The sequence below is a fragment of the Oceanobacter sp. 4_MG-2023 genome, assembly GCF_030689165.1.
Classification (GTDB): Bacteria; Pseudomonadota; Gammaproteobacteria; order Pseudomonadales; family Oceanobacteraceae; genus Oceanobacter.
Window position 1 is genome coordinate 42,288 of record NZ_JAUYVV010000021.1, and the last position, 24,326, is coordinate 66,613.

Annotated in this window: 12 protein-coding genes; 5 read left to right on the forward strand and 7 right to left on the reverse strand. The window is 54.1% G+C overall.

The features are described from left to right. Positions 1-43 precede the first annotated feature (43 nt). Together fabB and Q8W24_RS13520 are read left to right on the forward strand one after the other, a co-directional pair. Positions 44-1,255 carry a beta-ketoacyl-ACP synthase I gene (gene fabB / locus Q8W24_RS13515; RefSeq protein ID WP_303434523.1) on the forward strand — a complete coding sequence of 404 codons (1,212 nt, stop codon included), beginning with the start codon at positions 44-46 and terminating at the stop codon, positions 1,253-1,255. Between the two features lie 164 nt (positions 1,256-1,419). Next, on the forward strand, positions 1,420-6,309 hold the full coding sequence (locus tag Q8W24_RS13520) for a biotin carboxylase N-terminal domain-containing protein (RefSeq protein ID WP_303434522.1): 4,890 nt from the start codon (positions 1,420-1,422) through the stop codon (positions 6,307-6,309). A 182-nt stretch (positions 6,310-6,491) separates the two neighbouring features. On the opposite strand, the gene Q8W24_RS13525 is transcribed toward Q8W24_RS13520, so the two are convergent. The 6 genes from Q8W24_RS13525 to recC all read right to left on the reverse strand — a co-directional run bounded on the left by Q8W24_RS13525 (position 6,492) and on the right by recC (position 20,688). Then, the gene (locus Q8W24_RS13525) at positions 6,492-7,139 is read right to left on the reverse strand and encodes a hypothetical protein (protein WP_303434787.1); all 648 of its coding nucleotides are present in this window, start codon (positions 7,137-7,139) and stop codon (positions 6,492-6,494) included. 18 nt (positions 7,140-7,157) lie between these two features. Then, complete coding sequence (locus Q8W24_RS13530; protein ID WP_305475615.1) at positions 7,158-7,586, reverse strand: roadblock/LC7 domain-containing protein; 429 nt, start codon at positions 7,584-7,586, stop codon at positions 7,158-7,160. A 223-nt stretch (positions 7,587-7,809) separates the two neighbouring features. After that, the gene (locus tag Q8W24_RS13535) at positions 7,810-10,830 is read right to left on the reverse strand and encodes a DUF748 domain-containing protein (protein ID WP_305475616.1); all 3,021 of its coding nucleotides are present in this window, start codon (positions 10,828-10,830) and stop codon (positions 7,810-7,812) included. Between the two features lie 155 nt (positions 10,831-10,985). Beyond that, a complete protein-coding gene (gene recD / locus Q8W24_RS13540; protein ID WP_305415555.1) occupies positions 10,986-13,001 on the reverse strand; it encodes an exodeoxyribonuclease V subunit alpha in 2,016 nt (671 codons plus the stop codon). Next, positions 12,998-16,993, reverse strand: a complete 3,996-nt coding sequence (gene recB, locus Q8W24_RS13545; protein ID WP_305475617.1) for an exodeoxyribonuclease V subunit beta — start codon at positions 16,991-16,993, stop codon at positions 12,998-13,000. Before recB ends, recD begins: the two co-directional genes overlap by 4 nt. Then, positions 16,990-20,688 carry an exodeoxyribonuclease V subunit gamma gene (recC, locus tag Q8W24_RS13550; RefSeq protein WP_305415557.1) on the reverse strand — a complete coding sequence of 1,233 codons (3,699 nt, stop codon included), beginning with the start codon at positions 20,686-20,688 and terminating at the stop codon, positions 16,990-16,992. Before recC ends, recB begins: the two co-directional genes overlap by 4 nt. Before the next feature lie 182 nt (positions 20,689-20,870). On the opposite strand from recC, the gene Q8W24_RS13555 reads away from it, so the two are divergent. Both Q8W24_RS13555 and Q8W24_RS13560 read left to right on the forward strand, forming a co-directional pair. Further along, positions 20,871-21,557 carry a hypothetical protein gene (locus Q8W24_RS13555; RefSeq protein ID WP_305415558.1) on the forward strand — a complete coding sequence of 229 codons (687 nt, stop codon included), beginning with the start codon at positions 20,871-20,873 and terminating at the stop codon, positions 21,555-21,557. A gap of 157 nt (positions 21,558-21,714) precedes the next feature. Further along, the gene (locus Q8W24_RS13560) at positions 21,715-22,140 is read left to right on the forward strand and encodes an acyl-CoA thioesterase (RefSeq protein WP_303434779.1); all 426 of its coding nucleotides are present in this window, start codon (positions 21,715-21,717) and stop codon (positions 22,138-22,140) included. 173 nt (positions 22,141-22,313) lie between these two features. On the opposite strand, the gene Q8W24_RS13565 is transcribed toward Q8W24_RS13560, so the two are convergent. After that, positions 22,314-22,805, reverse strand: a complete 492-nt coding sequence (locus tag Q8W24_RS13565) for a DUF1456 family protein (RefSeq protein ID WP_303434778.1) — start codon at positions 22,803-22,805, stop codon at positions 22,314-22,316. 280 nt (positions 22,806-23,085) lie between these two features. Here Q8W24_RS13565 and Q8W24_RS13570 point away from each other — a divergent pair, with 280 nt between their 5' ends. Continuing rightward, positions 23,086-24,042, forward strand: a complete 957-nt coding sequence (locus Q8W24_RS13570; RefSeq protein WP_370693335.1) for a rhodanese-related sulfurtransferase — start codon at positions 23,086-23,088, stop codon at positions 24,040-24,042. Positions 24,043-24,326: the final 284 nt, after the last annotated feature.

Genomic DNA, 24,326 nt, shown 5'->3' on the forward strand with positions numbered 1-24,326 from the left:
GGCACGTCAAAGCACAAACAATAAACTGTTCAGAGATCTGGTTATGCGTCGAGTGGTAGTTACAGGTATTGGTATTGTTGGTTGCCTCGGAAACAACAAGGACGAGGTGCTGGCATCATTGCGTGAGCAGCGCTCCGGCATCCGTTTTATTCCGGAATATGCTGAGCAGGGGATGCGCAGCCATGTTGCCGGCCGCCCCCAAATCAACCTCTCGGAACACATCGACCGTAAACTCTTCCGTTTTATGGGTGATTCTGCGGCTTATTCCTATCTTTCACTGAAAGAAGCCATTGAAGATGCGGGCCTGAGTGAAGAGATGGTGAGCAATCCCCGCACCGGCCTGGTTGCCGGTTCCGGCGGTGCATCCACCAGCGATACAGTTGAGTCTGTCGATATCCTGCGCACCAAGGGTATCCGTAAGGTTGGCCCTTACCGCGTCACCCGCACCATGGGCTCTACAGTATCGGCTAACCTGGCCACGCCATTCAGCATCAAGGGCGTGAATTACTCCATGACGTCGGCCTGTGCCACCAGTTCACATTGTATTGGTCACGGTATGGAACTGATTCAATGGGGCAAACAGGACATCGTTTTTGCCGGTGGTGGTGAAGAGGAGCATTGGTCACTCTCCATGCAGTTTGATGCCATGGGTGCGTTGTCGAGCAAGTACAACGACACACCGGAAAGCGCTTCCCGTGCCTATGACAGCACCCGTGACGGTTTTGTTATCGCCGGTGGTGGTGCCATGGTCGTTCTGGAAGAGTACGAGCATGCCGTTGCTCGTGGTGCAACAATCTACGCTGAACTGATTGGCTACTCCGCTACATCCGATGGTGCCGATATGGTCGCCCCATCCGGTGAAGGTGCTGTTCGTTGCATGAAAGATGCCCTGCAAATGGCTGGCAACCCAACCATCGATTACCTGAACACCCACGGCACCAGCACACCGGCAGGTGATATCACTGAACTGAAAGCCGTTGGTCTGGCCTTTGATGGCCAGGTTCCTCCTATCAGCTCCACCAAATCCCTGACTGGCCACTCTCTGGGTGCTGCTGGCGCACAAGAAGCTATTTATTCTATCTTGATGATGAAACACGGATTTATCACTGGCAGTGCCAATATCTCTGAACTCGATGAAGGGGCCAGTGATTATCCGATCGTTCGCGACAACCGTGACGCCGAATTAAAAACTGTGATGTCCAACAGTTTTGGTTTTGGCGGCACCAACGCGGCGTTGATATTCAAGGCTCTCTGAGCCTGATCTGGGAGCAAGGCACCAGCGCAGTTGCTCCCGTATTCGCATTTAACAGCCCGTCTCTGCGCTCGAACTATGTCCGACCGTAGTTTCGGGCTTGTTTGGTCTGGTAAGTACCCTGCCAGCTCAGCCCGATGATCGGCATATTACGGAATTGATCAACCATGTCTGAACAAAACAAACCTAAAGAAATAGACCAGCTGTTTCAAATCGCTGAACAACTTGCGGCAGATTCCTCTCTCTTCCCTGAATATGAGGACAACGCCGTTGACCATAGCGTCAAAGGGCTGGTCGATCCAAAGCATTGCAAAACCGAGCTGGCTCGCCTGAGTACACTGAACATCGATGAATATATCGAGCAGGTTGTTACTCCCAGCGAAAGCAACCAGCGCCCCGGTGCCAAATCAGTGGTTGGTCATCTGATTCTGCGTGTTATTACTGAAGTAGACGACGGTCCATTGTACGCCACAGAAGCCGATATGGACTTTAACGGCAAAATTCGCCGCGTCGGTTTTATCTGTCAAAACCGTGAACACAGCAATGGTTCCTGGGGACCGTCCCATCACAACCGGGCCGCCCAGCTGGCACGCTCCTATGCCCAGCGCGCCATGCCGATTGTCACTTTTATTGACACCCCGGGAGCCGATGCCGGAGAACAAGCCAACGCTGGCAACCAGGCGCACAGCATCTCTCACCTGATCACCGAAATGGCCAACAAGGATGTGCCCACATTAGGCATTATCTGGGGGGCCGGTTATTCTGGTGGTGCCATTCCATTGGCAACCACCAACATTTTGCTGACCATCCGTGATGGTATTTTTAACACCATTCAGCCTCAGGGTCTGGCCAGCATTGCTCGCAAGTACAACCTGTCCTGGCAAGAATGCGCCAAATACGTCGGTGTCTCCGGCTATGAGTTGCGCAAAGCCGGCATTATTGATGGCATTATTGACTACGCCCCGTCCGATGCAGACGAAAAACGCTTTAACCTGCACCAGGCCATTGTGACCGGCGTTCAATCGATCGAAAGCAATGCGGCTGAATTTGCCAAAAATCACCCGTATATGATGGATCATTACAAGCAGTCGGTAGACCGCTTCCTGACGCCATCCGACAACCTGCAAAAACTGCAAAAAGACGCCAACTTCTTTCTTGCTGAAACACCAACCGAACACATCAACGTGTTTGGTCTGACGTACCGCTACACCCGTTACCTGACCTTGCGCCGCCGCATTCACTCCAGCACCGTTGAAAACTACGGCCGTCTGGCAGAAAAAGAGATTCCCGAAGGCCAACTGCAACAGCGTCAAGCTGCAGAAGCCAAACGCAAATTCCAGAACTGGCTACAGGCACCGGAAAAAATCGTCTATGACGATGCCCTGCATAAAAGCTGGAAATCCTTCTGGAGCAAATACGAAGATCGTGACGAGAGCCGCTCGACGATTGTCCGTCTGTTCCTCGGTGAGCCGAAAAACAATTACCTGAAATCCAAGCAGGAACTGTGCTTCAAGCTTGGCCTGTACCTGTTCAATCGCTGGAAATCCGATGCCCCGGTCAACTTCCAGGGGCTGCTGGATTACCTCGAGGATTACAAACAAAGCCGCTTCCTGATCCGTGCTGATGACGTTCTCGACACTCAGGCCGTTGCACATTTTATCGAGAACAATCCCCACCCGCTGGCAAGCTATATTCGCGAACAGTTACCGCACGATGTGCATCAGGAACTGACCGAAGGCCTGAAAAAGGAAAAATCCAAAGGTGCCCTGAAGCAATCCATTGCCTCTGCCCTGAATATTATCCTGCAGGGTGTCTTGATCCCGGAAAGCGTGCGCACCGAGTTAAAGCTTTCCAGCCGGACCGATGCCCTTGCCAATGACATAAGCAGCGCTCGGGTAGAAGCCAACCGCCGCATTCTGGAAGAATCTCTGGCGCCTTACATCCAGTTTCGCCAGGAAAACATCCAGAACCCACAACATCCTGATATCACCATTCTGGATGCCATCTTGCATGACGAACTGCGTTACGAGTTCACACAAGTCTGCAAGAACATGCTGGTGTTTGGTCAACTGTATGACAACTTCATCAACAACCTGGTGAACGTTGCCAAGGAAGCCAACGAAGCCCGTGCCCTGTCACTGGAATCGCTCAAGGCCCTGCTGGAAAAATCCCTGGCCGAAGCCACGGTCGGAGACACCTATACCGAACAGGAACGGGAATCCTTTACCCACTGGCTGAGCTACTTTATCAAGAGCAGCCAACGCGGTCCCTTCCTCAAGTCCGTTGAAGAGTGGAAAAAACTGGCCTTCCCACGCCTGTCTGACACCTTGTTTGTAGTCATTACCTTTATCTTCGAGAAACTGTTGCCCGAGTACCACGCAACAGACCAGGAAGGCAAAGCCTACAGTGGCCGTATCAACCCGGTTTCCATTGGTCGTCGTAAAGACTTCTGGAACCGCTTGACCATGGCCTACCATGACTTGCTGATCCAGCAGGTTCTGGACGATACCAAACGCCAGAAAAAAACCTCGCCCAACGCATTGATCGAGCGCTTTTTCAGCGACTTCCAGGAGCTCAACAGCAGCCTGATGTCCGCCGACCCGACATCATTCCCGGGTTTCCGCAGCTCAATCGAAACAGCGCTGAAAAAAGATATCCAACCTTGCGGTGTGATTACCGGTATTGGCACCATTCATATTGGCGAGCGCGAACAGCAAGTGGGCGCTCTGGTATCCAACCTGGACTTCCAGGCCGGTGCCTTTGATATGGCGGCCGCCGAGAAATTCTGCAAACTGATGGTCGAATGCGCCAAGCTGCATTTACCCATCGTCTGCTTTGTCTCTTCCGGTGGCATGCAAACCAAGGAAGGCGCTGCAGCACTGTTCTCCATGGCAGTGACCAACGATCGAATTACCCGCTTTGTTCGTGACAACGAATTACCACTGGTGGTGTTCGGCTTTGGCGACTGTACCGGTGGAGCACAAGCCAGCTTTGTCACCCATCCATTGGCGCAAACGTATTACTTCTCCGGCACCAATATGCCATTTGCTGGCCAGATTGTTGTGCCCTCTTACTTGCCAAGCACCTGCACCCTGTCCAACTACCTGTCCGTGTCACCCCAATCCATGGACGGTCTGGTACGTCACCCGTTCTTTGACACCCTGGATGACCAGCTCCGGGCCATTGATCCGGATATGCCAGTGGCTCGTCACTCTGTTAATGATGTACTGGAGCGTGTATTACAGGGTTATGTCAGTGCCGAACGCCTGACACCTGACACCGGCAAAGGCTCTACCGCCACCAAGAAATTTGGCAAAATCGATAAAGTCCTGATTCATGCCCGTGGCTGTACCGCAGTCAAACTGATCCGCAAGGCACAGGAAAATGATATCAAGGTCGTTCTGGTACAGTCTGACCCGGATATGGAATCAGTACCGGTCGATATGCTGGGGCCTGAAGATCGCGTTGTGTGTATCGGTGGTAACACCCCGGACGAATCCTATCTGAACGCCAAATCCGTACTGCGGGTAGCGCACCACGAAAATGTGACGGCGTTGCACCCAGGGATCGGCTTCCTTTCAGAGAGCAGCCAGTTTGCTGCCCTGTGTGGTAACCACGACATCAACTTTGTTGGCCCGGCCGTTTCCTCAATGGAAACCATGGGTAACAAATCCAACGCCATCAATACCGCCATGCGGGTACAGGTACCGGTAGTACCTGGATCTCATGGCATTCTGACCAGCTCAGCCAATGCGGCGGCGGTAGCAGATGAAATTGGTTATCCGGTGCTGTTAAAAGCCGTACACGGCGGTGGTGGTAAAGGTATTCAGGTTGTTCATTCAGCCGACAAGATGCATACCCTGTTCCACCAGATTTCTACTGAAGCCAAAGCCGCTTTTGGTAACGGTGACGTGTATCTGGAAAAATTTGTCACCTCCCTGCGCCATATCGAAATCCAGGTGCTGCGCGACATGCATGGCAATACCAAGATTCTCGGTCTGCGTGACTGCTCGGTACAACGGAACAACCAGAAGATTTTTGAAGAATCTGGCTCCACCATGTTACCGCGCGAACTGGAACAAGCTGCTTACGACTTTGCTGCCAAGCTGGCCGATGCTGTCGATTATGTCGGTGCCGGTACGGTTGAATTTATATTCGACCTCGACGCCGACACCATTTACTTCATGGAAATGAACACCCGCTTGCAGGTTGAGCATCCCGTGACCGAATGGGTATCTGGCATCGACATTGTTTCCACCCAGTTCAAGATCGCTGAAGGTGAATCCATTGCCGACCTGAAACCGGTCTCCAAAGGTTATGCCATTGAAGTACGTATCAATGCTGAGAAACCGGTATTCAAGGGTGAAGAGCTGCAGTTCGTTCCAACCCCGGGCACCATTCAGCAATGCGTCTTGCCTAAGGAAGATTATATCGACCTGATTTCCATGGCAGCTGCTGGCAAACAGGTATCCCCCTTCTACGACAGCATGATCGTGCAGATTATCTGTTATGGCGAAGACCGGGACGACACCATTGCCAAGCTGCGTGAATACCTGGATCGCGTCAAGATCACTGGCGTATGCACCAACATCCCGACGGCCAAACGCGTTCTGGATGATGAGGTATTCCGCAATGGGATTTACGATACCGGTTATCTGCCGAAATTCCTCGATCGCATCGATCTGGATGAACTGATCGCCGACGTGGACAAAGAAGCGGACCTCTCAGCCAATGCCGTCGACGCCTCTGCCCTGAAGATCGAAGGCTCGGATGAACTGAAAGTACTGTCGCCCACCACCAGCATCTTTTATGGCTCGTCTTCGCCCAGCGAACCGGCCTTCGTCAAGGAAGGCGATATCATCGACGTTGAGCACACGCTCTGCCTGATGGAAGCCATGAAAATGTTTACCCCTCTGAGCCTGAAACAGTTCAACCGCGCTGGCGCTGACCTGTACCCGGCCAATCAGAAGTTCAAGGTTACCCGTATCATGAACTCCGATGGCCAACAGGTGAATCAGGGTGACTTGCTGTACGTCGTCAAGCCGATCCAGGAATAACAGTCGACAAATGATCATGACTCCGGTTATCAGCTCACTTGAGCGGATAACCGGAAGTTTTGCTTCTGTTACTGCTGTTGATGACCCTGTGATCGACACACATAAAAAAACCGGTTCTGGTGACAGAACCGGTTTTTTTATGTGTCATTCTCTGTTTTTCGGGCTTGGCCGTCAGACAGAAATCAGGCTGGATGGCCACCAAAGCGGCCCAGCAGCATTTTTACGATCCTGACATAAGGATGTGGCTTGAGCTCAATTTCAGACACTACAGCGCGATTCAGTACTTCAGCGTAACCGCTATACAGTGCCGCGCTATAAAACTGATACAGCTCTTCCTTGGATACCGACAATAGCTTGGCAGCCACATCCAGAGTGGTAGGACGTGCACTGAGCAAGGATGAAATCCGGTAGATATTCGGACTGGTATACAAACGGGTGAAGTTCGGCCACTGACGCAGTTGAATCACATCGTCCTCACGGCAACCATCCAGCAATCGACCACCCGACGCCTGAAACGCCGCCTGCCAATAGAATTCACGGATATCACGACCGTTCTCTTCCACCTGAGTGGTGAGTGCCACGGATTTCAAACCACGCGCACGGTAATCATCCTGTGAAGCCGTTAGCACTTCATCAAACTCGATGTTATGAATCAGGAATTTACCTGACTCACCCAAAATAACCAGATAGCGATCAGTAGAGCACAGGTAGTCATCAGTATGGAAAAGGATCTGAACGTTCTTTCCAAACTGCACTGCTTTCTTTACCAGCCGGTAAACACTTTCTTCCAGGTCGGCTGGTTGCGCCCGTTGTTCTATCACTGCACTCATAAATGATCTCCATACTGCCTAGGATGCATATTGAACCGAAGTGGGACTATCCAGGCAGCTACGCAAGCGCACAGAAATCTGCCGCGTATCCAGCATCACACGACCCAGGTTAGAACCTGCGCCGGTCGCTACTGCCAGTACTACGCCATCACCCAGTTCGGTCAGATGCATAATGCCTGCACTTCCCAGAACCACCATTTGGCGGAAGTCTCCAATACTCATTTCGTCCGTTGCCTTCTGAGCCAGCATCAACAGCGATGCATTCATTGCGGCAAAAATATCCTCATTGGTATCCTTATCGAGGGCGGCACCCATCATCATGCCTTCTCGGGTCATAACGGCAGCTGCCTTGGCTGACCCACGAGATGATGACTGGCTAATAAACTGCTTCAGCGTGTCGCTAATCTGAGCAGCCTTTGGGGAACGGGAATCAGTTTCAGAGTACATTAGCAACCTCTTCTGGATCCAACTTGGTGCAATATTATTGCGCCTTCCTGTGGTGCTTCATAGAAGCGTTTATAATATCACTGACCGACAGTCAGAACTTGATATTAATCTCACTATTAACAATAACGAATAAAGTAATCCGCTTGCTTCAGGGTGTCGAGAGCAAAATATGCGTTTTGCTTCTTCTGCACGATTTAAACTGTCAAGTTTTGTCTGGCTGCGATCAGAATCCCAACGCAACCTCGGGCAAATCCCCTCGCGCAGGAGAACAAACAGACACTCGTTCTCCCAACAACTGTTTTTTATCGTCCTGGCGCTGGGACAAATACGCCTTGACCGCATTTCCTCTGGCAGCCGCCAGTACTGGCCAGTCTTCTCCCAGAGTCTTGGCTTCTGCCTCACTGACCACCGGACAAACCTGCAATTCCAGTTCTGTCTTGCTCGTCATGGTTGTCGCTACCTTATCGAGATAGGCCTGATGTTCCGAACTGAGAACACTGTTTTGCTCAGTAAAGGTCAATGGTTCAAGCCGGATGGCAAACAGCTGATCACCAGCCAGAGAAGCAATGCTGATCAGTGCACCATACGGCTGAAATGCCTGCTTCAAATAAAATAAAGTAGCCGTGCGTACTGCTTTTTTAGTGACTTGTTGAATAATATCCTGAATACCAATATCGGGGTCATTGACAGCTCCCGACAGCGGTACATCTATTCTCAGGTTATTATTATCGTCTTTTAATACCGACAGTGCCGTTTCTACCGGCATGGCTATCTGTTTGCTGACCCGATCAATCGTATCCTGGTCTTCTGGTTCAAAACGGCTGTTTTGCAATACCAGCAGCGCCTTGCCCTGCATTTGGCCATTAACGATATTGATATTGCTGTCCAGTTTCATCATGCCTTTCTGAACGTTATATCCCATCGCCTGTACCACGTACGGACTGAAAGGAGGCAAGTTCAACTGCCGCACCTTGAGTGTAAAGGAACCTTCCGGCAAACTTTGTCGCAATCCGGCCTTTGCTGTAAATTCAATCGTATTGTAGTCATCCAGACTGGCGGCTATCGAGACCGGTACTGGCTTACCCGTTTCATGCAGCAAGGCGGCAGAATCCAGCTCGCCAACACTGACAGCCGTCAGCGTCAGTATACTTTTGTGAGCTGGTGCCACCGCCAGGTCGTACCATTGGATCTGGCTGGCGGCGGTCGCTCCTGTGCTTGAATCTGCCATGATGATACCGTCAATATGAACAATCAGTCCGGCCTCCTCGGCCGCTGCTGCAGAGCCACTGTCAGACAGCTCGGCGTCCATTGCACCACCAGCTTTGGATGCCACCGATTCTGTTGATGGCACCCCGGCGATCAACCCGTTTTCCAGTCGGGTCAGGTTGGCCCGCAGATCGGCAAAGCGATGTACGCCGGTACTCAACGTCTGCCCGTCAAATAGAATCGACGGTATCTCATACCGCCCCAGGCTGAATAAAACGCCCTGTTTTTTGGCAATGGCATTGGCACTGTCAGGCAGCTGTACCACCAATCCATTCATCACCAGCTGTTGCAACGATTGCGTAGCACGATCCGCACGGATGCCTTTCAGGTACAGTTGCTCCAACGCCACGGGAGGCTGATGCCCGGCAATCACATCAAGGTGTTTCAACGTCAGGTCACCGGTCAATTCCGGATCACGCCGCCAGTCGTTGATTGATCCCTGCCAGCTGACAACCAATGGTTGGTTCAGTGTCACGGCCTGCGGCTGAGTCAGACGTAACGCCGCTATCTGTAATGCCCCGGCCAACTCGACAGGCAGGTTTTCAGCACTGTTGACCAGACCTACCGTCATATTATCGGCCGTTATCCGGGTCTGGATACCAGGTTGCTGCCAACGCAAATCCACATTACTGACCGTAATACCAGCCAACAGCACTTCAAACTGACGGCTGCTCTGGCTCGGACTGGCACTGTGTGGCTGGACACTTGTAGCGGGAGCTTCTGCTGCCGGCACAGCGTCCGATGCTGCCTCATCGACAGGATCATCATTGCTCGCCGCAGTATCAGTATCAGACAGCTGCAGTGGCAAACCCGCGAGACGGCCATCGTTATAACGGCCATCCAGCCATATTCCGTCGATCAGCTGTTGCCCTGCCGACAGGGTAATCCCATCAAAAGCCAATTGAGTCGCCTGATAACGATCAAGGGAAAACAAGGTCACCGCCGCAGCTGCCTTTTCATCCGGCTCACTACTGCCCGGCTCAGTACTGTCTGCCACTCGCTCCTGCACCTGCACACCATCCAGCTGGAATAACCCCAACTGTTGTTGTTCGGCATCCGCAACGATTTCCTGCAGCGTCAGGCGCTCAAAACCAACCCGGGTCGCATCCAGTAGCGTCAGCGATAAGGGTTCAATCACCAGGTCACCCCGCACCCCTGGCTGGGTATGCCAGTGGGTCAGGCGGCCTTGCCATGAGAGTACAACAGGCTGATCCAGCGTCAGGGTTTGTGGTGTATCCGCCGCCAGGCCCGGAATCATCGTGGGCAGATCCAGTTCTGGCGACAGGCTGTGCAAGAATTGTTGGTTGGCCGATAAAGTATTAAGCGACAAGGCCAAGGTTAACTCGATATCGTCATCGTGACGGCTGTCGAACCCACGAACATCAACAGAACGGATGCCCAGTTGGGTCTGCAAGCCATCCTGCTGCCAGCCCAGCTGCCAGTCATTCAGGCTGATATGCTCCAGCCGAACTGCCCAGGGGGTGGCTTCACTGTCAGTTGGCTGTACTTCGGCAGGTGCCGCCCCGGAGGTTGTCAGAGGCAAGGATAATCCAGCAACCAGCAGCTGATCTCCCTGACGGGTTGCCGCCAATCGCAAGCCATCGAGCTGCAAACGGGTAATCTCGATCAGTTTGTTTTGCACCTGACCGGTATCAATATCCAGCGCGACTTGATCTATGCGGGTTTCCCCATCACCGGCTCCCGGATGCTGCAACGTCACTCCGGTCAGCGTCAGCTCGCCACGAATCAGGGCCAGCTGCCAATCATTCAACGTCAGCTGATAACCTTCACCCTGCTCGGCATACCATTGTTGTAACCAGGCAATCGCCAGTCCAGGCCCGGCAAAACGAATGACGGGTACCAGCAAGATCAACAACACCAGTAACAGCAAGAGCGAACGCCCGACCCAGAACAGCCAGCCTCGCGATGGCGCGGCAGGTGATGAAGGTTGGTCTTTGGGTGACTTGCGCGCAGCCATGCTGCCTCCTGCTATTGCTAAAAAATTGCCATCGTTGATACACACCGGCTGACGATTCAGCCACTGAAAAAACTGGCCATTCCATTAGCCCTAGCCCTGTTGCAGCCCGATTACGCCTCCTGAATTAATTGAACAACCCAAGATCGCGCTGACCGTCAACTCCACAGGGCATCACGCAAGCCACTGGCTCGCTCCACCCGGCTGGCCAATCCCTGCCGCCAGCAGCCATGACTCGTCAATAAAACAAAACGCTCACGTGCCCGGGTAATCGCGGTATACACCAGCTCTCGCGTAATGACAGGTTGCCAAAGGGGCGGCAACAGTAATTGCACCGCGACAAACTCCGAACCCTGGCTTTTATGGACTGTCATGGCAAAAGAAGTTTCATGACTGGGCAAACGACTGGGTAATAAATATCGTACCCCACCATCGGCGGTTTGGAAGGCGACCCGGAGTGCACCGGCGGCATCCGTCACAGTAACGCCAATATCGCCATTAAACAGACCGAGATCATAATCGTTACGGGTAACCATAACCGGCCTGCCAGAATACCACAGGCTATCGGCACTACGCCGAAGAAGTCCGGCACGGGTCAACAATTCTTCAATACGAAGGTTCATGCTTTCCACTCCGAACGGTCCCTGTCGAGTGGCGACCAGTACCTGGAAATCATTCAGCGCTGCCAACATGTGCACGCTGTCTGCCGACGCCACCGCGTCACAATAACTGCGATAACCATCCACCAGCACCTGCTGCCATGATGCTTGTCCGGGCGCGGTCTCTATTCCCTGATATGCAGGCGCCTCCGCAGGCAAATCCTCGGAGTCATGCAACAACAGATCAATATCCGCGTAGCGGGGAAACACTGCCAGCGCGGCTGCCACATCCCCCCGGTTGGTCGCAGCAGCCAGCTGGCCAATACCACTGTTGGCATCAAAGCGATGGGACACTTTTAACGACACCACGGCATTCACCATGCCATTCGTCGCCTCTCCGCTGGCAGAGGCCGTCACATCCGAGCCGCCCACCGCCGGGTTATAGCCGCACAAGGCGGCGACTTGCTGGCCAAAAGACACCTCCGGCCAATGCTCCACTCCGGCATCACACAGGTCAGCCAGTACACTCCCGGCTTCAACCGATGCCAACTGATCCTTATCACCCAACAAGATCAATCGGGCCATTGGTGCCAAAGCACTGATCAACTGATACATCATCGCCAGATCAATCATGGACGACTCATCCACCACCACACAGTCGTAAGGTAAATGCCGCTCAGGCCCATAACGAAAGCCCCCCGGATGCCAGCCAAGCAGACGATGCAGGGTAAAGCTGATATCCGGAATCCATTCCGCCATCGCGATACCACCTTGCGACTTGGCCCCCCGAATGGACTCGGTCATGCGGGCGGCGGCCTTGCCGGTCGGTGCTGCCAAAGCAATACGCAAATGAGGCTGTGTGGTCAGCAAGGCACTGAGCAAGCGAGTGACGGTGGTGGTTTTACCGGTACCTGGCCCACCAGTAATAACACTGAAATGCTGCAAACAGGCAGTGGTTGCCGCGATTGCCTGCCAGTCGTTCTGCCCATCATGGCGGGGCGGAAACAGCGTCGCCAGTGCTGGCCGTAATACATCCGGTTGTAATGTTGTCGTCTCCGACAACGCCAGTCGCTCCCTGATTTGCTGCTCCAGTCCGCGCTGATAAAAAAAGTAGCGCGCCAGATACAAACGTAACACCGGTTGTCCGTCTACCCAGCGCTGCTCCAGCACCAGGGGTTGCCCTTGATAGTCACCGTCGGCATCGCTGTCATCGCCATAACAGGACCACCAGCACCCCGAACAACGGCGTAGCCAGTCATGCCACTGGGCAGCAGCAGGCCAGTTGGCAGCCAACTCGGGCAGCGGCGCGTAATGTAACGGCAAACACACCTGCCCCCTACCCAATACAATCGAAACCAACGCCGAGGCCAGATACAAGGCCTGGGCCTGTACAGGTACACACTCACCTTCGTAGGCCAACAGCTGTCGGCTGAGCTGGTGATCAATTTCCCGCAACCGTTCGGTACGGACCAGCCGATCCAGCAAGGGGGACAACGGCGTGGCCACGGTCAACACTGGCAGCGGTGCCAGCCAAGGTTGATGCCCAGCTGGCGCTTCATACATCACCGTACTCATAAATCCAGTTCTCCCTGTCTCGCAGTACCTGTGTTTGGCTGCCTGGCCGACGCGGATTCCGGCTGATGCCGGGGCAGAGTGTTATCTGTTGCTCCAGCATCGGGCTCAACATCAACATCAACACCAGCATCAGCACCAATCCCGAACCCAGAACCTGCTGGCCGCAGCAAGCGTTGTTGCCAGTGCTGCAACTGTGCCCAATCGATGGTCTGGAGATACACGCCCGGCCATGGCCCGGAGGCCGCCACAGCCGCGGAGTCAGCGTCCCCCATGCCACGCAGAAACAGGTAATACACTCCCCCCAGATGCTGCTGTGGACTGTAGTCTGGTAACCGCTGACGTAAAAACTGGTCCAGTGCCAGGATATAAATCCAGGCCTGCAAATCATAATGATGCTCGACCATACTTTGCTGCAGTGCCACGCCAGTGTAATCCTGCCGCTGATCTCCCAGATAATTCGACTTGTAATCCGCCAGGTAATAACGCCCCTGATAACAGAACACCAAGTCGATAAACCCTTTCAGATACCCTGTCACCGCACTGAACTCCAGTTGTGGTCGCCGGATACCTTCAGCGTCCTGGCCGGATTCAATCAACAAACGGTTCAACGATCCCGAGCGCAACTCACCGATCGGCAAACAGAATTCCATTTCATCCAGGCGTTGATCCGTCTCCAGCGCTGCCAGTGACAAACCGCTCTCGCTGTCCAAGGGTGTCTGCACCACGCCCATCAGCCAGTCAGCCAGGGCCGGTAAATCAACGTCTTGCTGTAACAAGCCAAAATGCCCCAGCTCCGTAGGCAGAATGGTCTCGATCAAGGATTCACGAGAATGAAAATCCCACCGTTCCAGCACACGGTGCAAACAGGTACCCGCCTGGGGTCCTCGAGGAAAAGAGATGGCTGCCGAGGTAATAAACGGGTTATCCCGCCACTCAGCGGTCAACTGCCCTGTTGAGCCGTTCGTGTCCTCAGCCGTCAGCCCCACATGACTGCCAGATTCTCCGTGACTGCTGCCATGATCGGTTTCATCAAGGCGCAAATTTCCAACATCGGCCAGCAAACCCACACCGTCATGCCTGCCTCCGTCCGCGTGATAACTCAACGCGGTAAAGCTGCTGACACGCCAACGCTGATACAGAGGCCGGGAAAAATCCATCGCCACGGGCAATTGCTCCGCAACCGGGATCAAGGGGCGATCACCGTCAGGCCAATGAGGCCAGGGGCTGATCCGGACTGCCTCCCCGGATGAATGGCAAAGCGCGTCAAGCGAGACTCCTGTCGTTTGCAGCAACTCCCCCAGGGCGGAGGTGTCCAGTACTCTGGTTTTCCGGCTCATCGCCGCCGATAACCAAATAAAGCAGCCTTGCACCGGCCGCGTCAGCGCCACGTACAACAACCGCATCATTTCCGCTTTGCTGTCACGGGTAGCCATGGCTCTGGCGTCTTTATCCGGTGCCAGATTCACCACAACCCCTTGTGCCTCATCAAAATACTGTACCGAGCGGGCTTGTGGCCGCAGGGTATAGCTGTCACTCCAGAGAAAAGGCAGAAAAACCAGCGGATACTCCAGCCCTTTGGATTTGTGAATGGTGACAATCGATACCAGGTTGTCGTCGGTTTCCAACCGTAACTGGGCTTCGTCACCACTGCCTGATGCGTCCAGCACCTGCTCGGTAAACCAGCGTAATAAAGCCTGGTGGCCCCGCAAGCGACGACTGGCCTGCTGCAGCAATTCACCCAGATGCAGCAGATTGGTCAAAATACGTTCGCCATCCGCTAACTGCCGCAACCGCACGGCCCGGTCGTTATCATTCAGCCAGCGCATCAGACTGGCCATAATCCCGCGTCGTAACCAACAGTCGTGGTAGCCCTGAATCTGCGCCAGCTGCTGCTCCCAGGCAGCTTCTTCGATCAATAGCTGATGCAGCTGTTCACTGCTGAAGCCCTGTAACGAAGTCGCCAAGGCATTACGCACTGCCCGCTCGTTAGCCGGTTCGGCAATGGCTGCCAGCCAGGTCAGCAACTCGCTGGCTTCCAGGCTGCGAAAGACGGAATCCCGAGACAGGAACACGGCACCAACGCCCACCCGCGACAAGGCTTTTTTCATGATCTGGGCCTGCTTGTGGCTGCGTACCAGCACCGCCATATCCCGGGCCAGCACCGGCTGATCACCAATCTGGCCCGTCCCGGTTAATAACGCCCGGATACTGCTGGCGCATTGCTGCGCACAACGCCAAACCCCCTGATCACGGTTTTCTTCCACCTCATCCAGCCAGATCTGCAAGGGAGCCTGCGATTGAGCCGCGCCAGACAACATCAATCGCAACGGTCGATCATCCGCCTTACCAGCGGCCTTGACGGGATGAAACGGAATATCCTCATCAAATACAAACGGGGCCGGATGCTGTGCAAACAGATCATTCACATCGGCCACCAGATCGCTGTGGCTGCGCCAGTTGGTATCCAGGGTAAAAATACGCTCTGGCTTCATCGCCCGCCGGGCTCCGATATAGGTAAAAATATCCGCTCCCCGAAAGGCATAAATCGCCTGCTTGGGGTCTCCGATCGCTGTCAGCCCCCAGCGCGTTGATCCGCTGCTCGCGGCCCTGTCATTACCGCTGACAGGGGCTTTATACTCCTGAGATTCCTCTGCGCTGTCCGACTCGGCCGGATAAATCGTGGCAAAGATCCGATACTGCAATGGATCGGTATCCTGAAACTCATCAATCAGGGCGACAGGGTAAAGACTGCGTATCTGTTCCGCTAACGCCTGTCCCATTGGCCCTTGCAGCGCTACATCCAGTAACCGCAACAGATCATCCGGCGACATCGCACCGGCCTGCTCCAGCAGCGTGATATAACGGGCCTTGACCTCCTCGAACCAGACCACCGGCAAGACTGATCGCAACTGATCGAGCTGTGTCAGGTACGGCTGCAATGTATCCAGCAGCTGCTGGATCTGATCAAACAACGGGTGTTCTGGTGTGGTGCCATTCTTTTTGGTTTTGGCACGCAACATCTCAGTACCAAAGTGACCCAGCTTGTCCGGCACGTTAAACGAGAAGTGACCGCTGAAATATTGGCTGATACTCCGTATCCAGCCCGGCACCGAACCTTTGCGGTATGAATTGCCATTCAAGTCACCCGATTGCAACAGCTCCAGAATGTGCTGATCACCCAGCTGCTGCCAAAGCTCGCCGACCTGCTCAAAGCAGCGACTGGCATCCTGCCAGTCTTCTGGCAACAACACTTGCCCCGATGTTGGTGATGGAATAAAACGGGCGTCCGGCCGGGCAAACCAGTGCCGTACCGTACTCATCAAATCCGCCGGGGTTGGGAACACCGCCGACAGCCATTCGACCGCCAGAATCTGCTGGTGGTACAGGCCACGACGCCAGACATCCTCGCAGGCCTGGCGTAAATACTGGTCGGCATCCAGCACCAGCTCGGCACTGAACATTACGCCGGTATCAAAGGCGAACTGTTTCAGCATGCGCTGGCAAAAACCGTGAATGGTAAAAATACTGGCATCATCCATACGCGCCAGGTTCGCCTGCAGCCAGGTTGCCAGCCTTTGTAACCCCTCATCGTCCAACGCCAGTTGTGCCAACCATTGCCCAAACAACGCATCATCGACTGGCTGTCCACCCCGCAAGCGCACCACATCCTCAAAATTGTTACGGATACGCTCCCGGATACGGCCTCGTAGCTCTTCAGTGGCAGCGTTGGTAAAGGTCACCACCAGCACCTGATCGCAACTCAGTTGCCCCAGACCGGTGTGATGGCCAATCAGCAAACGACTGTAAAGACTGGCAATGGTGTAGGTTTTCCCCGTCCCTGCGCTGGCTTCGATCAGTGATTGCCCCAACAGCGGAAAGGTCGATATATCCAGAGGGTTGACCCCGGCCTGCCCATGCTCACCAGCGGCGGCTACGGCAGACGTCGCCGCTGCACCGGGGGCATCCGTGGTTATCGAACGATGGTTAGTCATGACCCTTCCTCCGCCATGCTGTGATGAGCACACAACGGCTTCATCAACCAGTCAAATTGCTTTAGCCAGGCGGTTCGTTGTTCCGGCTGTTCCAACTGTTCAGCCAGCTGGGGAAAACACCGCACAATCGACACCGCTGCCAGTTCACCAAACTCTTGCGCCGTTGCCTTGGCCACAACGTCATCCCGGGCCTCTTCTTCCACCTGCAGCAACTGCCAAAGCAAATCCGGCAGTAATGGTTGAGGCTGACACCAGCCCTGTAAATAAAACGCCACGCAAGCCGTCAGAATATCGTTGGCCTGTTGCAGCGCAGGGGCATCTAACCGGTGTTGCACAACCTGTTGCTTGCTATCCAGACCCAACACCAAGGCATGTGTAATGGCATCCCCATGAACCTGCCGCGCCAGGACCAGCTCCAGCCAAGCTGCCAGCAGATGCTTGCCACGAATCGCCCCGGGCCGATAACGAATCAACACCGAGCCGGCACACTGACCCAGCTCGCCTTCAAGCTGCCAGGCCAAGGCAGTACCAGCGGTTACCCGGTCATCAGCCAATGTTTCCTTCAGCACCCGGGCCAGACTGTCTCCACTTAATTCAACCGCCGCGACCAATGCCTGGCGGCTGATTCCCTCTGCGTCACGGCTATCGGCACTTGTCGCGATGGCAGTATCCCGAATCAAACACACCGCCTCGGTGAGCGGTCGAACCGAGGCCTGTAATTTCTGCGCCGTCAGTTGTCCAAGCGCGTTCACCGGTAATTGTCCCAGCGCCTGCATACGTTCGAGGCGGCGCTGGCGAGCAGCATTTCCCTGCTCATCGACCAAGGGATCGGCCGCTGGATTGTCGCCCAGCAAGCTGTCCAGCTCGTCACTGCGATAGAGATAACGTTCCAGACTATCCAGATCAAACGGCTCTTCTGCCGGATGATCTTGCCAGTAAGGTGTCAGATTGGCGCGCAAGCGCCGTTTAAGAAAAAAGTCGGCGTTGTTATGCAACGCCTTGATCATATCGGCGAGTTCTATGATTACCCGCTCACCCGAGTGTTGGGGTAACAGCTCCTCTGGCAACGGCAGTACACGGCTGACAAAATCACCAACAGCCTCACGCTCCTGCGGTAACAAGGCAGGATGATGACTGCCTGCCACTTTGGCCCATAACGGGTGATAGCTGGTAATCCGGTTGGTTATAACGGCTGGAGCTGAGCGGTCATGACCGAGTGGCATATAAACCCCGGCTCCGAACGGCTGCAAGGGGATGGTTTCAATCAACCATTGATACATGGCCTCGCGGCTTTGGGCATGGGGCTTGTCCTGATCTTGCTGCAGGCAGAAGCTGTCACAGACGTAATCCACCAGCTCGCTCACCAGTACTGACGGTTGCTGCTCGTTGTTTTCCCGTACGCCGTGACCGCGATAGCTGATATACAGATGCTGCTGTGCTGACGTTACGGCTTCCAGAAACAGATAGCGATCATCATCCCGACGGGAGCGATCCCCCAGCCGCCGCTGACCGGAGGCCAACAGATCAAATCCAACCGGAGGTACCCGACGCGGATAATCAACATCGTTCATGCCCAGCAAACACACCACTTTGAATGGAATCGACCGCATCGGCATCAAGGTACAGAAATTCACCGGCCCGGCCAAAAAGCGCTGCCAGCCACCTTGTTGCCCTAATTGCTCATTAAACCAGGCCCGTACCACCCGTCCTGACAACATCAGGGTGCTGGTCGTAGCGTCATGTGTTTCCGGCACCGTACCGGCGTCTGCCGCAGGACAGACCACAGCACTCAGTTCCAGCTCTTGCTGCCAGCGCACCAGAGCATCACGCACCTGCTGTAACGAGCCAGCTTGCTGCTGCTGTTCTGCCAGACTGATACCATCAGCGCGATTGAAATCGGTACAAAAAAAGCTCTCCAGCATGGCCGGCAAGCTGACCAGCCAGTCGGCCGGATCGCGTAATTCACCCAATATCTGCTGCCAGTATTCCAACGCATCCACAAAGCCCAACAGCTTTCCGAGCAATTCAGCGCTGTTACCTTCCACTGCCGTAATCGGCCAGTCTCCCTGCCACCCCGGGGTGTACTGACTATCGGGTAATACCTCAGGAATCATCAACCCCAGCAACAGTTGCCGCAGCCCCTTACGCCAGCTGTTTTGCTCAAATACCGGCAGGCCAAGGCGACCACGTTGCTGGCCATCCAGCCCCCAGCGAATATTCGCGCGTACCAGCCAGTCCTTGATGGTTTCCAGCTCGCTACGCGCAATACCAAAGCGGGTACGAATAGCCGCCACATCCAGCCAATCCTGTACTTCCGTAATAGTCAGACGACTGTCTGCCAGCCCCAATAACGACAGGAAGGTTTCAATCAGCGGGTTTTCCATCAGCATCGACTGATCCGCAATGGCCCAGGGGATTCTCAGGCTATGGCCGCTGTCGGTTTGCTCAACACTGGCGAAAACGGCATCGATATACGCAGCATAGGCATCGATATCCGGTACCATCACCACCACATCACGAGGATTCAGCTCCGGGTCCTGGGCAAACCAGTGTAATAACTGATCGTGCAACCGTTGTACTTCGCGCAACGGGCTGTGAGCAGACACCAGCTTGAGGCTATCGTCATCCGCCTGTACAACCTGTTTAAACCGACTGTGCTGCAGGGCATCGGCACCAAAAGCCGCTTGTTGCCGATCCTGCAATTCCAGAATGTCGTATTGCAGCGCATGCAGCAGGTCCATCGTGTCTGATGGCTGATCCGGGTCAACCCAGGCCTCCACATCCAGAGCCAGCTCGGTCTCGTGTACCAAGGTCAGAAAATCACGCCCCAGCTGGCCCCAGCTGGCCAATAGCGGATTGCCCCGATCCAGGTACGCAGCGGATTCCGGCTGGCGCTGCAAAATCCGCAACCGCCGCCGGTCATCAACAATATCGCCCCAAAAGTTCCGGCACGGATTCAACAGAAAAAAATGCACCTCCACTTCACTCGAAATAGCATCCAGCACTTGCCAATAACTGCCGGGTAACGCCGCAATACCAAACACAAACAGCCGCTTGGGCAAGCCTGCCAGCCGTTCAGGGTAGCGCCGTACCAGGTCTGCCAGTTGCTCCATCAGTCGTGCCCGGTGCGCCAGGCTCTGACCCTGTTGCTCACAGTCAGCCACCAGCGCCCGCCAGACCAGCGGTTGCCATGGATGACGGCTGACATCCGCCCCTTCTACCTGATCTTCACCCGCTTCCCAGGCCAACAACCAGTCTGGCCGATACACCAGGTATTGATCGAACACATCAGCAATGGTTTGTGCCAGCTGATAACATTTGATACCGGCCTCATCGTCATCAAGATAATGGGCAATCGCTTTGCATGGATGATCGTCTCCGGCACCGGCCACCAGGCCCGGCAGCAACCGCATCAGTTTCCATATCATCAATTGTTTGTCGAAGTGGGAGCGCTCCGGCAAATCCGGCCGCAAGCGATTAAATATCTGCCAAACAAAACTGAACGGCAGCGGAAACTCCAGCTGCGCCGAGACACCAAGACCATCAGCAATGTTCAATTTGAGCCAATGTGCCATACCCTGGCTTTGCACCAGAATCGCTTCACGCTCGAAAGGAGACGGTGGATTTTGTTGCATCAGTGACAACAAAATCCCTTTCAGAACGTCCAGATCGTTGGAATGGTAGAGTTTGAGCATGCAATCCGTTACCTGATGGCCGACAAAAAATAGCATTCTAACAGGGAGAGGCCGCCACAACGCGGGACAAATCCGCGCCGATGTGCCGGACGGTGCGGTCAGTTTGCCGGATGGCTCGACAGCAGCCCGATTGACGCTTATCTTCCCTGTCGCCAAACACCAACCTATTTTCAGGATATGCCATGTCGAGCAAAATGGATGCTTATACCGAGAAACAGCGCGGTATTTATTACAACGCTTTCCGCCAACCCATGGCCCAGCCCGAACTGCAACTGACGGGTGCCAATCCTCCTGCCGACAGTGGTTTACTACTGATATTACGTTACCCCGACAGCCTGACTCGCTTGCTCAGCCAGGCCAGCGCCAGTATTGGCCAGATCATTCCCGCCATGAGTTATGGTGCCGACACCTTGCACACCACACTGGCAACAGGCAGCAAGCTGACCCAGCGCACAGAGAACGAAGCCAACGCCCTGGAGATTCAGGCAAACCAGTGGTTTATGAACCAGGGCCAACCACTGGCACAAACCCGACTGGCCAATGTGTGTATTGGTTTCACCGATTGGCTGTACAACAGCAACACCCTGATTGCCGCCAGCAAAGCCAACGCCGGTTTCTGGCAGCTGGCAGAAGCCCTGGTCGAAAGCGCCCAACAGGCGGGCATTGAACTGAGCATGCCCTGGGGCAGCCACATTACCGTTTCCCGCTTTTTGGCCGAGCAACAATCCGCCGATATCATTCGCCATACCGTATCAGAATTACCGCCCTTACCCTGGGAGCCAATCACCCCCTGCGGTATTGAGTTGGTACGTTTTCAGTGTGATGCCGATGGGTTTCACTTCTTTCGGCGCGAAGACTGGTCCTGCTGAAATCGACCTGACTATCAGAGCTATTTAAAAATCTGATAATTCAATACGACATTCGGTGTATATTCCCTACCTGTTGCTACCACCTGTATCGCAAGACTGCTTCAACACCCTCCGGGCAACAGAGGGGTGATCATTCAGAACGAGGAAATATAACACCATGAAAGAGGTTACCCGTGGTCGGTTGACCACTCGCACCATCGCCATGCCGAGCGATACCAACCCCGCTGGCGACATTTTCGGAGGCTGGGTACTCTCCCAAATGGACATCGCCGCCGGTATTTGCGCCGGGCAGCGTGCACAAGGACGTGTTGTCACGGTTGCAGTAGACAGCATGAGTTTTATTCGCCCGGTCAGAGTTGGCGATATTCTGGGGGTTTACACCGAAGTGGCCTACAGCGGCCGGACATCCATGGACATACACGTTGAAGCCTGGGTACGTCGCGGTCGTATCGGTCAACGGGAAAGAGTAACCGAAGCCACCTTCAAGTTTGTCTCCATCGACGAAGACGGTGCTCCCACGCCCATTCCAGATGAAAAAGACCTGCCAACCTATGTACTGGACAACAACAACTGCGAATTCTGACCGGATCAGGTAACGCCACGATCATACGATCAGCGCACGCCATGGATGGCGATCCGGGTGATAGGCGTTTATAAGCGCAGCGACCCTGGCATCAAAAACCGGAGTATTGGAACCCCTGGTGTCGAAAACCCAGGTATTAAACCCAGGTATCAGGCCCAGACATCGAACAAAGGCTAGTCATCATCCTGCTGATATTCGCTGATATCTTCCGGTCGCAACTGACGCTGCATCCCCATCAGAAAGTTACGCAATATCTGGTCTTTGCACTCACGATAATTTTTATGATCCGGCTTGCGGAAAAACGCACTCAGTTCATGCTTGCTTAGACGGAAGCCCGCCACCTGCAAGGTCTCCAGAATATCCTCCGCTTGCATATCCAGAGCAATACGCAACTTGCGCAAGATAATATTATTGGTCAGACGCGTTTCCAGTTCAGGCTGGGCACCATCCCGCTTGCCACGATGAGTGTTGATAAAACCATTCAGAAATGCCGCCAGATCGGTATCACTGGCGATAAGCGCGGCTTCATCATCATCCTTTTTCAGCCAGCCACAGACCTGCTCCCGAGTGACGGAACAATCCGCCGCCGCAAAAATAGCCATCATTTTGGAATCATTAAGATCAAAGGTATAGCGGATACGGCGGAATACATCGTTATTGGTCAAGGTAAGTCCTGTTTGAGTAACCAGCGGTCGAATCATTACGACATGCATAAACAATGCATTTTAGCAGAGTCCGGCAGGTTGACCTATCCAGCCCACCCAAACCACCACCCGCAGCAGCTGAAACAAAACTGCTTTTTTTGTATACTCCGCGCCCCGAAAAACCATCACGCACCGGTTTTACGTTCCGGTCAGCGAGGACACCATGACATCATCCGCATCACCAACCCCTGCGCCCACGGCCAGTGAAACGCCCGTTAGTGGCTCTATCGTAGTTTGCGCCATGTACAAGTTCGTCACGCTTGACGATTTTGAAGCATTACGCCAGCCATTACTCGACACCATGCTCGCGCTGGACGTCAAAGGTACCCTGCTACTGGCCCACGAAGGCATCAACGGCACCGTCGCCGGTAGCCGCGCGGGTATTGATGGCTTGTTGGCCTACTTGCGTCAGGATTCACGCCTGGCCAACATCGGCTATAAGGAATCCTACGATGACGAACAGCCGTTCTACCGCACCAAGGTCAAACTCAAAAAAGAAATCGTCACCATGGGTATCGAAGGAATCGACCCGAAACGTGTAGTAGGCACTTACGTACAACCCAAAGACTGGAATGCCCTGATTTCCGACCCGGAGGTCTTGCTTGTCGATACCCGCAACGACTACGAAGTTGGTATAGGTACCTTCAAAGGCGCACAAGACCCGAACACCAAAACCTTCCGTGAATTCCCTCAGTACGTAAAAGAAAACCTCAACCCGGAAAAACACAAAAAAGTCGCCATGTTCTGTACTGGTGGCATCCGCTGCGAAAAATCTACCGCCTACCTGAAAGAGCAAGGTTTTGACGAGGTCTACCACCTCGAAGGTGGCATTCTGAAATACCTGGAAGAAGTCCCCGAAGCAGAGACCCTGTGGCAAGGTGAATGTTTTGTCTTCGACAATCGCGTCACCGTTAACCACAAGCTGGAAAAAGGCGAATACGACCAATGCCATGCCTGCCGTCGCCCGATCACCGAAGCCGACAAACAATCTGAACATTACCTGCAAGGCGTTAGTTGCCATCACTGCATTAATGAATATTCAGACGAACAACGGGAACGTTTCCGCCAGCGCGAACATCAGATGCAACTGGCCAAACAACGTGGTGAAGATCACCTCGGCAACGACCTGCAAGATATTATTGAGCAGCGTCGCCAGGAAAAACTCGCCTTCAAGGCACAGCAACGGCAACAAGACTAAGACGTCACCTAGAAAAACCAAGAGTATATAGACAGAGATTCAAACAGCGCTTTGTATGGTCACCGCTCTTAACCATCAGGCGCTGTCTTTCTTTTCGGGACACCCACTCTAGAGAGCGTTCTCAATTAACTTTCTCGGCGTTTTCGCGTTGCGTCTATCTATTTGCCCAAGATGAATAGAAACGTACTTCGAGATAGCTAATGGGAATGTAGTGGTCAACTAATCCCGGACAGTATTTTAAAGTTTTCCTCAGCTGCAACGGGCGAAATGCCGTCGTTGAATGT